This window comes from bacterium, from assembly GCA_018814885.1.
Taxonomy (GTDB): Bacteria; Krumholzibacteriota; Krumholzibacteriia; order LZORAL124-64-63; family LZORAL124-64-63; genus JAHIYU01.
In genome coordinates this window covers 1-12,293 of the sequence record JAHIYU010000179.1, presented here as the reverse complement: position 1 = coordinate 12,293, position 12,293 = coordinate 1, and the positions used below count along the sequence as shown (strand labels likewise).

At 66.3% G+C, this 12,293-nt stretch carries 13 protein-coding genes; 3 read left to right on the top strand and 10 right to left on the bottom strand.

Translation table 11 applies throughout. The annotated features are described in order from the left end of the window. The 8 genes from KJ554_13950 to KJ554_13915 form a co-directional block, all read right to left on the bottom strand. Positions 1–467, bottom strand: a 467-nt coding sequence (locus KJ554_13950) for an NADH-quinone oxidoreductase subunit J (protein MBU0743431.1), incomplete at its 3' end; no start/stop codon positions are given. Position 468: 1 nt separating this feature from the next. Next, positions 469–957, bottom strand: a complete 489-nt coding sequence (locus KJ554_13945; protein ID MBU0743430.1) for an NADH-quinone oxidoreductase subunit I — start codon at positions 955–957, stop codon at positions 469–471. A 36-nt stretch (positions 958–993) separates the two neighbouring features. Next, complete coding sequence (nuoH, locus tag KJ554_13940; protein ID MBU0743429.1) at positions 994–1,959, bottom strand: NADH-quinone oxidoreductase subunit NuoH; 966 nt, start codon at positions 1,957–1,959, stop codon at positions 994–996. Between the two features lie 86 nt (positions 1,960–2,045). Next, the gene (locus tag KJ554_13935) at positions 2,046–3,212 is read right to left on the bottom strand and encodes an NADH-quinone oxidoreductase subunit D (GenBank protein MBU0743428.1); all 1,167 of its coding nucleotides are present in this window, start codon (positions 3,210–3,212) and stop codon (positions 2,046–2,048) included. Continuing rightward, positions 3,209–3,847 (bottom strand): NADH-quinone oxidoreductase subunit C, encoded by a 639-nt coding sequence (locus KJ554_13930; GenBank protein ID MBU0743427.1) that lies wholly within the window; start codon positions 3,845–3,847, stop codon positions 3,209–3,211. The genes KJ554_13935 and KJ554_13930 overlap by 4 nt, the downstream gene beginning before the upstream one ends. 7 nt (positions 3,848–3,854) lie before the next feature. Next, positions 3,855–4,418, bottom strand: coding sequence for an NADH-quinone oxidoreductase subunit B (locus KJ554_13925; GenBank protein ID MBU0743426.1), 564 nt, complete (start codon positions 4,416–4,418; stop codon positions 3,855–3,857). A 59-nt stretch (positions 4,419–4,477) separates the two neighbouring features. Next, positions 4,478–4,927, bottom strand: coding sequence for an NADH-quinone oxidoreductase subunit A (locus KJ554_13920; protein MBU0743425.1), 450 nt, complete (start codon positions 4,925–4,927; stop codon positions 4,478–4,480). 180 nt (positions 4,928–5,107) lie between these two features. Further along, on the bottom strand, positions 5,108–7,900 hold the full coding sequence (locus KJ554_13915; GenBank protein ID MBU0743424.1) for a T9SS type A sorting domain-containing protein: 2,793 nt from the start codon (positions 7,898–7,900) through the stop codon (positions 5,108–5,110). Positions 7,901–8,213: 313 nt separating this feature from the next. Here KJ554_13915 and KJ554_13910 point away from each other — a divergent pair, with 313 nt between their 5' ends. Next, a complete protein-coding gene (locus tag KJ554_13910; GenBank protein MBU0743423.1) occupies positions 8,214–8,927 on the top strand; it encodes a hypothetical protein in 714 nt (237 codons plus the stop codon). Positions 8,928–9,264: 337 nt separating this feature from the next. Next, positions 9,265–10,368 (top strand): hypothetical protein, encoded by a 1,104-nt coding sequence (locus KJ554_13905; protein MBU0743422.1) that lies wholly within the window; start codon positions 9,265–9,267, stop codon positions 10,366–10,368. Positions 10,369–10,448: 80 nt separating this feature from the next. Here KJ554_13905 and KJ554_13900 read toward each other — a convergent pair whose 3' ends face one another. Together KJ554_13900 and KJ554_13895 are read right to left on the bottom strand one after the other, a co-directional pair. Next, on the bottom strand, positions 10,449–11,039 hold the full coding sequence (locus tag KJ554_13900; GenBank protein ID MBU0743421.1) for a hypothetical protein: 591 nt from the start codon (positions 11,037–11,039) through the stop codon (positions 10,449–10,451). Between the two features lie 70 nt (positions 11,040–11,109). After that, on the bottom strand, positions 11,110–11,376 hold the full coding sequence (locus KJ554_13895) for a hypothetical protein (GenBank protein MBU0743420.1): 267 nt from the start codon (positions 11,374–11,376) through the stop codon (positions 11,110–11,112). Between the two features lie 18 nt (positions 11,377–11,394). On the opposite strand from KJ554_13895, the gene KJ554_13890 reads away from it, so the two are divergent. Further along, on the top strand, positions 11,395–12,293 hold an 899-nt coding region (locus KJ554_13890), incomplete at its 3' end, for a polysaccharide biosynthesis protein (GenBank protein MBU0743419.1).

Below are 12,293 nucleotides of genomic sequence, written 5' to 3'. Positions count from 1 at the left end.
GCGGCGCCGATCATGGCCACCAGCAGCACCAGCGACACGAACTCGAAGGGGAAGATGTGCGTGGTCATCAGCCGGGCGCCGATCTCGGAGATGGTCGGGTGTGCGGGACCGGGCTCGCGCACGGCCCAGCCCGTGCCCGTTACGACCTTGTAGAGCAGGGCGAAGAGCACGATGGCCAGGGCGCCCGCCGGCACCATGTGGTCGAAGCCGCGGCGCGGCAGGTAGCCGCGCGGGATGCGGGTCATCATGACCACGAAGAGGATCAGGACCAGGACGCCGCCGATATAGACGATGACCTGCGTCACGGCCAGGAAATCGGCGCCGAGCAGCGCGAACAGCCCGGCCACGCCGAAGAGGGTGAACAGCAGGCTGAAGCCGGCGTGCACGATGTTGCGGCTGAAGACGACGAAGAAGCCGGCCAGCACGGTCAACAGCGCGAATCCGTAGAAGACGAGATCTCCGGACAAGTCACTCCCCCTTTTCCGGGCCAGGATCGGCGTCGGGAACGTAGTAGCCCAGCTCCAGACGGCGCGCCTTGTGGCAGGGAATCGGCTGCCTGGGATCGACGAACTCGTAGACCAGCCGCTTGCGGTCGTAGAGCGAATGATCGTAATCGAGACTGTGCTGGCAGGCGCCGGTGGGACATTCGACGGTGCAGAGGCCGCACCAGATGCACTTGTTGTAGTCGACGGCGTACCGGTGCATGAACCGGTCCTTGCCCTTGCCCGTGGTCTCGATGTAGATGCAGCCCACCGGGCAGACCTTGGCGCAGCGCAGGCAGCCGTCGCAGCGCGCGGTTTCGTTGATGATGAAGCCCTTGAACCGCTCAGGCAGGACCCAGCGCTCGTCCGGGTACTGCAGGGTCACGGGCTTCCTCACCAGGTGCTTGCCCGTGATGCGCATCCCCTTGAGGGTGCTGATCACGGTATCGCATATGTCTCGCACGTACTCGGTCATGGTCGCTCCGGTATTCTCGACCCTCGCGTGGACCGGCTAGCCGAGCTCGCCGGTCGCCATCATCCAGATGCCCGCGCCGAGGACGCAGAGCAGCGTCAGGGGCACCATCACCTTCCAACACGTGTGCATGAGCTGGTCGACGCGCAGGCGGGGCAGCGTCCAGCGCACCCACATCTGCAGCAGCACCAGCAGCACGGCCTTGATCACGAAGACCAGGCCGGGCAGGACCACCGGCCCCGCGACCGGGTGCCAGCCGCCCAGGAACACCGCCGTGGCGATGCAGGAGACCAGGAACAGGTTCGCGTACTCGGCCAGGAAGAAGAAGGCGAAGCGCATGCCCGTGTACTCGACATGGTAGCCGGCCACCAGCTCGGATTCGGTCTCGGGCATGTCGAAGGGGCCGCGGTTCACCTCGGCGATCGACGCCACGAAGTACAGCATGAACGCCAGGAACAGGAACGGATCGTGGAAGACGTACCAGTTCCAGATGCCGCCCTGCTGGTTGATCACGATATCGTTCATGTTCAGCGAGCCGGTCAGCATGACCACGGGGATGCAGGACAGCGCCAGCGGGATTTCGTAGCTGACCATCTGGGCGGCGCCGCGCGCGGCCCCGTACAGCGCCCACTTGTTGTTGGACGCCCAGCCCGCCATGAGGATGCCGGCCACCGCGCCGCTGCTGACGGCGAAGATGTAGAAGAGCCCCAGGTCGAGGTCGGCGGCGATGAATCCGGGCGCGAAGGGGATCGCGGCCCAGGCCAGCAGCGAACCGATGAAGATGATCAGCGGCGCCAGCATGAACAGCGGCTTGTCCGCCTCCGCGGGGATGATGTCCTCCTTGCCGAGGATCTTCACCATGTCGGCCACGGGCTGCAGCACGCCGTGGAAGCGTCCCACGCGCATGGGGCCGTAGCGGCTCTGGATGAAGCCCGCCACCTTGCGCTCCGTCCAGGTGAAGACGATGGCGCAGAGGGCCATCACCAGGGACATGATCAGGGCCATCGTCAGTCCGCCGGCGATCAGCAGCCCCGTGGGCGACAGCCCGTCGCCGAAGATCTTGCCGAAGAGGTCGGTCATCAGTTCCATGGCTACCTGTCAATCTCCCCGAGAACGATGTCCAGCGAACCCACCGTCGCCACCAGGTCGGAGATCATCAGGCCGGGGCCGACCTTCTCCAGGACGTGCAGGTTCGAGAAAGACGGCGAGCGCACCTTGTTGCGGAACGGCCTGGCGCCGCCGTCGGAGAAGATGTGGAAGCCGATCTCGCCCTTGCTGCTCTCGGTCCGCGTGTAGAGCGAGCCGACGGGCGGCTTGACCAGCTTCTTGAGGTCCTCGGCCATGATCGGGCCGTCGGGCATGGCGTCGAGGGCCTGCCTGACGATGCGGCACGACTCGTACATCTCGCGCACGCGCACCATGTAGCGGTCCCAGCAGTCGCCGATGGTGCCCTTTTCCCCCTCGCCGTAGGGGATCTCGAACTCGAAGCGGTCGTAGATCGAGTAGGGGTCGTCCTTGCGGCAGTCGAAAGGCACGCCGGCGCCGCGCAGCACGGGGCCGGTACAGCCGTAGGCGTAGCAGTCGTCGGCGTCGATGATGCCCACGTCGGCCGTGCGCTCGACGAAGATCTTGTTGTAGGAGAGCAGCGTGTTGTACTCGCCGATCTTCTGCTCCATGATGTTGATTATGTCCAGCACGTCCTCGGCGAATCCGTCGTAGGCGTCGAAGCGCAGGCCGCCGATGTCGAAGTAGTTGTAGAGCATGCGGCCGCCGCTGAGGCGTTCGAAGATGTTCAGGATCTCCTCGCGCTCGCGGAAGCAGTAGAGCAGCGGCGTCCAGGCGCCCATGTCCAGGCCGAAGGTGCCCAGGGCGATCAGGTGGCTGGCGATGCGCTGGAGCTCGGCGCAGATCACGCGGATGTGCTCGGCGCGCTCGGGGACCGCCACGCCCAGCATGTTCTCGACGGCCACCGCGTAGCCGAAGTTCATGTTCATGGGCGCCAGGTAGTCGAAGCGGTCGGTGTAGACCATCCACTGGCGATAGTCGCAGCCCTCGGCGATCTTCTCGGCGCAGCGGTGCAGGTAGCCGATGACGGGCGTGACCTCGTGGACGATCTCGCCGTCGGTGTGCACCAGCAGGCGCAGCACGCCGTGGGTGGCGGGATGCTGCGGGCCCATGTTGATCTCGAGCAGCTCCGAATGCAGATCGTGCGGTTCGTCCTGGGCCTGCCAGCCGTGGGTGGAGACCTGCTCGCTCATGCCCCACCTCCCGAATCGCCGCCGGGATCCGGCAGCACGACGTCGTCCTCGCCCCACTTGGACTCGGCGTAGGACCGCCCCGCCAGGGGCACCTCCTGCCAGACGCCGGGCATCTGATAGTCCTTGCGTAGGGGATGTCCCGCCCAGTCGTCGTCCAGCAGGATCCGCCGCAGGTCGGGGTGGCCGGTGAAGCGCACGCCCACCAGGTCGAAGGCCTCGCGCTCGTGCCAGGCGGCGGTGGGCCACACGCGCGACACCGACGGCACTTCGGGCGCCTGGCGCGGCACGCGCGCATACAGGCAGAACTTGTGGCCGTGGCGGTGGGAGTAGAGGGCGTAGGCCACGCCGAGCTCGCCTTCGCCCACGCGGTCGCTGGTCTCGGGTTTGCCAAGTTCGTCGTAACCGAGGATGCCCACGCTCTTGCCCTTGCCGCTCTCGTCGTAGCCGTCCCAGTCGAGCCCGGTCAGGCACATCAGGGATTCGAAATCGAGCTCGTCCTCGTCGCGCAGGACCTGCGCGATCTCGGCGACGCGTGCGGCGGCGACCCGTGCGCCCTGTCCGTGGCCGTCCACGAAGTCGAGCACGTCGTCGCCGAAACGCCGCTTCAGCAGTTCATGGATGGCTGTGGCTTCCATGTCGTCCTCAACGTTTGACGTAGGGGATCTTCTTGGCGTAATCCGCCACCCACCTGGGGACGCGGGACTTGCCCTTGCGGCCGCGGATCTTGTCCTGCAGGCGCATCAGGCCGTCGAGCAGCACCTCGGGGCGCGGCGGGCAGCCGGGAATGTACACGTCCACAGGCACCAGGAAGTCGACGCCCTTGACCACGTGGTAGCCGTACTTGAAGTAGGGGCCGCCGCCGATGGCGCAGCTGCCCATGGCGACGACCCACTTGGGCTCCGGCATCTGGTCGTAGATGCGCCGCAGCCGCGTCGCCATCTTGGCGGTCACGGTCCCGGAGACGATCATCAGGTCGGCCTGGCGCGGGGTCGCGCGGAAGGCGCCGGCGCCGAAGCGGTCGATGTCGTAGCGCGTGGCCGAAGCGGCCATCATCTCGATGGCGCAGCAGGCCAGGCCGAAGGTGACCGGCCAGATGCTCGACAGGCGCGCCCAGTTGAAGAGCTCGTCGACGGTGGTCAGGATGAAGTTCTTGTCGTCGGAACGGGTGACCAGGGCCAGGTCCTCGTCGACCTTGAAGTCGAGCATCTGCTCGCGCCGCGGATCGTATCCCTCGGGCGGGGTGGTGGATTCCGTGTAGTTCTTCCTCATTCCCCGTCGACCTCCGTCCCGCCGCGCCTGATCAGGCCCTTGACCCAGTCCAGATCTCCCTTGGCCCAGATGTAGATCAGTCCCACGACGAGAATGCCCAGAAAGAGCGCCATCTCCACGAAGAGCAGGCCGCCGACGGCCGGGTACAGCGGTTTGAAGACGACCGCCCACGGGTAGATGAAGATCACTTCCACGTCGAAGACGATGAAGAAGAGCGCGATCAGATAGAAGCGGATGTTGAAGCGCACCCAGGACGAACCGCGCGGCAGCTCCCCGCATTCGTATGTCGTCAGCTTGGCCGCGCTCGGCTGGGACGGGCGTACGAGCTTGGCGATGCCCAGCGCCAGGTTGGCGAAGAAGACGCCGAAGAGAATGAACAACAGCACGGTCGCAAAGTCGGCGTGCAGCCCCGTGCTGACGGTGGCGATGATTGTCAGATGACTCATCTGAAGACCGGCCCCCAGGGCGTCGGGTGATGGGACGGCTCGGATCGATCGCCCGCGCCGGAAACCGCTTGCGTCGCCGCCGGATCGCCGCCGCGAAGGCATTCCGGACAAATACAGGACACCAACTGGGGCCTGTCAAGGAGGCATTGAATTCAGGCGAAGGGGGGACGAGGCGGTGATTCAGCGCAACAAGGAGATCTTCACGGTGTCTTCCCCGTCGTCGCCTTCCAGGCGCAGGATGTAGACGCCCGCGGAGACCTCGCGACCGCCGGCATCACGACCCTCCCAGGCGATCTCGTGCCGGCCGGCGCCGTACCGCCGGTCGGCCAGACGGACCAGTTCGCGGCCCCTGGCGTCCAGCACCGTGACGCGGGTCCGCTGGGAAGCGCCGACGGTGAAGGAGGCCGTGACGCGGGGATTGAAGGGATTGGGATGGACGTCCACGAAGCGGACCGAGCGGGGCAGCTCGGCGACGCCGACGCACGTCTCGGCCACCCAGGCGGTCGCTCCGTCATCGCGACGCCACTGCAGGCGGTAATGCGCTTCCTCCGGAGGCGCCGCGTCGTCGAGGTAGGCACATAGCGGACCTTCGCAGGAAGGCGCGGGCGCCAGGCACTGCGGGTCGCCCACGGAGTCGTCCCGCCAGACCCGGAAGCCGCCGCCGGACAGGCTGCCGGCGGCCTCCCAGACCAGTTCCACCGCCAGGCCGTCGCGGCGGCCGCTGAATCCCGACACCATCACGGACACCGGCTCGCCTTCCCAGCGGGCCAGGCCGCCGACGATCAGGCCGCCGGCCTCTTCGAGCTTGCCGCCGACGTACAGATCGCCCTGGCGCCAGGCCAGGGTGGTCACCGTCGGGCCGGCCCCGCTGCCGAGGGCGCGCCAGGTGTCGCCGTCCAGGACGGCCACGTTGCGGGCCGGGATATCGCCCGCCGTGTCGAAACGGCCGCCGGCGTAGAGGCGTCCGCCCGCATGCAACAGATCATAGAGACCGTAATTGCTGGAACCGCCGTTCAGGCCGCCGGCGACGTCGTGCCAGGCCGACCCGTCCCAGCGGGCGAGGTAGTTCATCGGGACGTCCCCGACGACGGTGAATCCCCCGCCGACGTACAGGTCGTCGCCGACGACCTCCAGGCATCGCACCCAGTACCTGAGGCCACCCCCGAATTCCTCGCATGCGCTGCCGTCCCAGCACAGGAGGCCATCCACGGGCTGGCCGTTGGCCTCGCTGAACGAACCGGCGACGAGCAACGCGCCGTCGTACGAGGCCAGATCGCTCACGGCGCCCGTGACGTGCTCATCGGTGGTGATGATCAGCTCCCACGCCTCGCCGCTCCAGCGATAGACGTATCCCCGATCGCCGAACTGTTTCGCCGCCGGGTAAAAGGGCGGATTCGGATAGAGCCCGTCCCCACCGGCCGCGTAGAGCTTTCCCGCGTGCACGCAGAGCGCGGCCACCTCGTAGCAGGACAGGCCCGGTCCCATGGCCTGCCAGGCGGCGCCGTCCCAGCGGGCCACGTTGGCGGCCGGGACGCCGTCCGCGGATTCGAAGCGGCCGGCGACCACCAGATCCTGCTCGAACACGACCATGTCGCGAATCCGCGGCCAGGTGCCGTCGATCCCGGAATCGCCGACGGTCCCCCAGTGATCCCCGTGAAAGCTGGCGATGCAACCGGCCGACACGCCGCCCGCGGAGCGGAAGCCGCCGGCGAAGATCAGGTCATCCTGATAATCGAGGCTGGTGAAGACATGACCGTCGGTGCCCAGACCGTTTTCGTGGACGAGCGGAGACCAGGCGGACTCGTCCCAGAACGCGGCGCAGACCGCATCGATCCCGCCGATGTCGTAGAACTGACCTCCGACGAAAATACCGGTCGGCACTGGCAACAGTGCATAGGCGATATACAGGTAGAAACTTCCGTCGTAATCGAAACCGCCGCCCAGGTGGCTCCAACCGCCTTCATCGCGGCGGATCAAGCCGTACCGGATCGGATCGCCGATGACCGAGAAGCGTCCCCCCGCGACCAGGCCGTCGGCGGCGTCCACGGCCAGGGACTGGACACAGGGCGGGAAATCCAGCCAGCTATCCAGGGAATAGTATTCGGTCATATCCCCCAGGACGAGATCCTCCTCTGCGTGCCAGCCCACCCCGTCCCAGCGAGCCAGAGCCGAGATGGAGTCGCCTCCGGCCATGGTGAACTGTCCGCCGACGTAGATATCCTCGCCGTGGGCGCCGATGGCCATGACCGCCGCCGGGAAGTAGGCAGGTTCGCCGTAATCGCCACAACACCGTTCCTGATCCCCGGACACGCCGCCGCCGAGGTCGGACCACGATTCCCCGTTCCAGCATGCGATGCGCTCGGCAGGAATTCCCCCGGCCTCGGTGAACCCGCCACCCGCGTAGAGCGAGCCGTCGTGGGACAGCAGGGAGCGGACCGCCCCGTTGCACCCCCCGCCCAGCTCGACCGCCGACTCGCCGTCCCAGGCGATCAGGTTGTCCGCGGGGACGCCCTGGGCCGTGTCGAAGCTCCCGCCGACCACGAGGAGATCGCCGTGGACTTCCATGCAGCTGACATGCCCCTCGATCTCGAGCACATCGGTCCAGGTGCCGCCGTCCAGGCGCCAGCCTTCCGCGTAGAGTTCGTCCTGAAAAACGGCCAGGGAGAGTATGGGGTTCGAATAGGCGCCACCGCCGGGGATACAGTCGCCCAGGGGCCGCCAACCCGCACCGTCCCACTGCGCGACGCCACAGAGGAGCGTGTTGCCCGCGGAGGTGAACCCGCCCGCCACGACCACATCATCCCCGTACGCCACCATGGAATAGATCGGGCCGTCCAGATCGGCCGCATGGGCGAAGGCGCTCGACCAGTCCTCGTCGCCGGCCGCGACGGGAGTCGCCAGGGGGGACAGCGCAACGATCAGGGCGACGACATGAAGGTGGAAACGGCGGCCCGGGGATGAGGAACCGTGCATGATCGCCTCCGACATATGGCACGACCGGACGACATCCGGTATCCGGCGCCGGTGCATCGCGGGCGATGGGATCGATAACAAAGAGGCGGACGTGATTCCTTCATCGAAATGGGTTTCCCGTATCGCATAGTGCCGATCAAGTGTACAGCGAGCCGATCCCTCGTGTCAAATCGCCCCACGAATCCGCCTGTCGACCGGGGCGCGCCCCTCCCGCCATATCGCGAATATCACCATTATTGACTTTTTGTGTTGTGTGGGATATCATCGTAGAGTGCGGGGGTGCGTTCCCAACGCTCAACACCAGAGGTACGACATGAGGAATTTGCTACTGCTGCTGATTCTTGTCCTGTGCGTGGCGGGCAATGCGGTCGCGGAGAGGAACGTCTCGGTCCAGCGTCTAGATACGGACAAGATCTCGGCGCTGTTCGAAAGCTACCGGCAGGATTGCCTGGTGGGCAATCCCAACCCGTTCTTCTACGCCATTCCGAACTGGATCTGGGGCGCCGAACAGTACACCTACATCTACGACCCGACCGAGACCTGCGGGTGTCCGGCGGGCTTCGCCGTGGAGTTCGTCCACATGATCGTCCAGTTCGGGCCCGAGGACGTGCCCGTGACCTTCGACGCCTACGTGACGGTGGACAGCCCGGCCTGGAGCGACGAGCTGGACTGCTGGTACCCCGGGAACCCGGTCTGCGCCTCCGACCTCACCTCGATCACCATCGACACCGCGGGGCTCTACGACATCGGCCTGCCCACGCCCGACTGCGCGTGTGCGGCCATGAGCTACCAGTATTCGCTCTCGTACGTCTTCGTCAGCACGTTCTCGTCGAACCCGGACATAGTCACCGACCAGTTTCCCTCCGCCTGCACCAGCTGGAACGACTACGGTCTTGGGTGGTACGACCTGGTGGCCGACTTCGGTTTTCCCGGCAACATCATGATGTGGGCCGACATCGTCTGCTGCCAGTCGCCCGTCGCCAACGCGGACGAGACCTGGGGCGGCGTGAAAAGCCTGTACGAGTAGAGATATCACCGTGCGATCAGTCACCGAGGCGGGAGCGACCGGCTCCCGCCTTCTCCTTTCCGCCGACGAATTATTTATCTGTCCGCAATATTTACCGACACAATAGATGACTTATTAGCCGATCGGCATGTCGCTCTACATTGGATGTGCAATTTGCGTAGTTGCATAACAGTTTATATGTTTCCCCCTTCATGCGAGACGCGATCCCCCGAGAGGCACGGCGGGCAATCCCCGGGCAAGGCGGGAAGCTCTCGCGTTGCCGCAGGACGGCTGGTCCCGGCCTTGCACGTGTCCGCGCAGGGGGACCGGAGACCACCTGTCAATCCGGAGAGATCGAATGACGACCAGACGCGCCCATCTCATCCCGCTCATCCCGCTCATCCGGCGCGTCGCGCTGGCGGTCCTGCTGGCCGGCCCCGCGGCGGCGGCTCCCCTGACCAACCTCTTCATGCTGCACCACTCGACCGGACGCAACCTCATCGCGGAGGGAGACGTGCGCGGCTGGTTCGCGGAGTACACCGCCGCCAACGGCACCGCCTACGACTTCTGGGATCACGATTACAACTACATCGGCTTGACCGCACCCGACGGATCCCTGCTCGGCACGACGTACGGCATCCCCGGCGACAACACCGATCCGGACGGGCTGCTCGCCCTCTGGACCACCGCCAACGGCGCCCGCGACCAGATACTCGCCAATCACCAGGTCATCGGCTTCAAGTCGTGCTACCCGGCCTCGAACATCGAGACCGACACCGAGCTGGAGGAGCGCAAGCAGTTGTACCTGCAGATGCGCGACGTCTTCGACCAGTACCCCGACAAGGTGTTCGTCGTCATGTCGCAACCGCCGCGGCACCGCCTGTCGACCAGCGCCGCCGAGGCCGACCGCGCCCGCGACTTCGCCGACTGGCTCGCTTCGGACGCCTACCTCGCCGGCCACGACAACGTGGTGTGCATCGACCTGTTCAACGAGCTGGCCCAGGCCGACGACGGCAGCGCGACCCGCAACATGCTGCGCTACGAATACGAACGCAGCCACTACGACGTCGACTCGCATCCCAACACCCTGGCCAACGAGACGGCCGGGCCCTGGTTCGTTTCGCATTTCGTGGAGGCGGCCTCGGCCCTGGACCGGTCCACCGCCGGCGGCAACGCGCCTGCCCGCGTGTGCCTGCGCCTGAGCAGCCATCCCAACCCGTTCAACCCGCGCACCACCGTGGTCTTCGCGCTGGACGCGCCCGCCCGCGTCGCCCTGGCGGTCTACGACCTCTCCGGCGCCCGCGTGGCCCTGCTGGCCGACGGCGTCTTCCCGGCCGGCGACCACGCCTTCGCCTGGGACGGACGCGACGTGCGCGGCACCCCCCTCGCTTCCGGCGTCTACCTGGCGCGCGCTGTCACGCGCGGCGCCGTGCAGACCCGCAGGATGACACTCGTGCGTTAGCCAGCCATTCCCAGCAAACCGCACGAGCGAGAAGCCCCGGCGACGAGCGACGCCGGGGCTTCGCATTGCGTATGAGGCGGTCACCTGTAGAGGGTCTTGATGGAACTCCAGCTCAGAGGCTCGTTGGCGATATAGCACCAGCACCCCGGGTGCGGATTCACGATCGCGTCCGCATTCCCCGGATAGAGCCCGGAATACCGGGTCAGGGCCGTCGGTTCCCCGTCGGGATCGGTGTACGCGACCTCGTCCTCCCCCTCGGGCGGGTCGATGTAGAAGAGGTGCGCGATGGTATCGTTCACGACGAGGAAGTTGATGCTTGCCAGAACGATGTCGTCCCCCGTTATCGGATCCCCGACGGGCGAGCAATCGAAAACGGGCGGCACGGCCGCGTTGAACCAGGCCGCGTCCGCCGTCCAACTCCCGAAATACCCACTGGCGGGCTCTACGCGGAGCCGGCAAGCGAAGGAGGCGACGGGACGCGTGGGGCTGGTGATGACGAGATATGCCGGGTCCTGAAAGAAGGCTGCCATATCCGCGCAAGTACAATGATCCGCGATGGTGAAGTAGATGCCGATGGCGTCGTGATCAGCGGAGGGCTGCCCGCAGGCTCTGGCCGCGAGCGCGCCGGCAATCGAAAAAACCAGTGCCGGGATACGAGAGTGGATCATCACGATGAACCCCCTGATCCCGGGCGAGGGCATACCGATGATACGGTACCGGAAGCCGGGAGTCGAGAGCTCTCTACCGCAGCGCCAGGCCGATGACGGCGCAGACGAGCGCGATGTTCATGGCGATGACATAGTTGTAGAAGAGCGGCCCCGCGTGCCCGAACTCGGTGCGGCTCATCTCCCTGTACTGATGCACGTACCTGATGATCATCATCCGGATGAAAACGTAGTTGATCTTCACGCCGCGCTTCTGCAGCCACGCCGTGATCCTGAGTGACGTCGCCACGCCCCACGCCACGCTGAGGATGGCCAGGAAGAGGAACGTGTTGCTGGTCGCCATGCCGGTGCCTCCGGGCGGATGGATGCGCCCGGTCGATACGGCGCGACGGGGAGTTTGTTACCCGGCCCGCGCGTCCAGGAACTCCGTGAGCGTGAAATCGGGGGGATCGGGAGCGGCGCGCTCGATGAACAGGTGGTGCCAGAGATCCAGGGCCACCAGCTGCAGGATGCGCGTGGCGTTGTGAGGCACGTCGGCGAAGAGGCCGGCGACCGCTTCGCGCCGGCACAGGTCGTCCAGGAAGGCGGAGCCGTGCAGGGCGCGGCGCACCCGGTCCAGCCGCGTCTCGTCGAGCAGGTGGATCAGGGGGTTGACGGCGCCGCCCTGCTTGGGGCGGTCGACGATGTCGGGCTCCAGCAGCTCATAGGCCAGTTGGCGGTGCAGGGCCTTGAAGGTGAACGCGCCGGGACGATCCGGCACGCCGGGGCAGCGCAGCTCGGTCGCCAGCGAGAGGATGTGGTCGGCGACGCGGCGGTCGCAGAAGGGCGAGAAGGTCTCCAGGCCGAGCAGGTCGCCGAGGCGGCCGTTGGCCAGCAGGATGCCGTAGAGGGCATAGTCGCGGTTGAGCACCGTGCAGCCGTAGTCGAAGAGCGCTTCGAGATCGGCGTCGGGCACCGCGAGGGGATCGTAGCGGTCGTCTTCGGGCAGGGGCCGGCGCAACAGGGCGGGCAGGTCGCAGTCGCGGAAGCCGTAGCGCCCGCACCAGTAGGCCGGGTCGTAGCCCCCGACCAGGCGGTTCTCAACAACGTCGGAGGGACAAAGGTCCTTGCCTCCATGGCACTTGAGTTCAACGTCGAAAGCTTCGTCAACATCTCTACCGACAAGGCGGTAAACCCCGCATCCATAATGGGCGCCACAAAGCGCATAGCCGAGATGGTCGTCCGCGATGCGGCATCCCGCGCCCCGGAAGAGTGTTCCTT

Coding starts and splice junctions, on each gene's coding strand:
- KJ554_13945 (MBU0743430.1), bottom strand. CDS start 957: ATGACCGAGTACGTGCGAGACATATGCGATACCGTGATCAGCACCCTC.
- nuoH (MBU0743429.1), bottom strand. CDS start 1,959: ATGGCCCTGATCATGTCCCTGGTGATGGCCCTCTGCGCCATCGTCTTC.
- KJ554_13935 (MBU0743428.1), bottom strand. CDS start 3,212: ATGAGCGAGCAGGTCTCCACCCACGGCTGGCAGGCCCAGGACGAACCG.
- KJ554_13930 (MBU0743427.1), bottom strand. CDS start 3,847: ATGGAAGCCACAGCCATCCATGAACTGCTGAAGCGGCGTTTCGGCGAC.
- KJ554_13925 (MBU0743426.1), bottom strand. CDS start 4,418: ATGCTCGACTTCAAGGTCGACGAGGACCTGGCCCTGGTCACCCGTTCC.
- KJ554_13920 (MBU0743425.1), bottom strand. CDS start 4,927: ATGAGTCATCTGACAATCATCGCCACCGTCAGCACGGGGCTGCACGCC.
- KJ554_13915 (MBU0743424.1), bottom strand. CDS start 7,900: ATGCACGGTTCCTCATCCCCGGGCCGCCGTTTCCACCTTCATGTCGTC.
- KJ554_13910 (MBU0743423.1), top strand. CDS start 8,214: ATGAGGAATTTGCTACTGCTGCTGATTCTTGTCCTGTGCGTGGCGGGC.
- KJ554_13905 (MBU0743422.1), top strand. CDS start 9,265: ATGACGACCAGACGCGCCCATCTCATCCCGCTCATCCCGCTCATCCGG.
- KJ554_13895 (MBU0743420.1), bottom strand. CDS start 11,376: ATGGCGACCAGCAACACGTTCCTCTTCCTGGCCATCCTCAGCGTGGCG.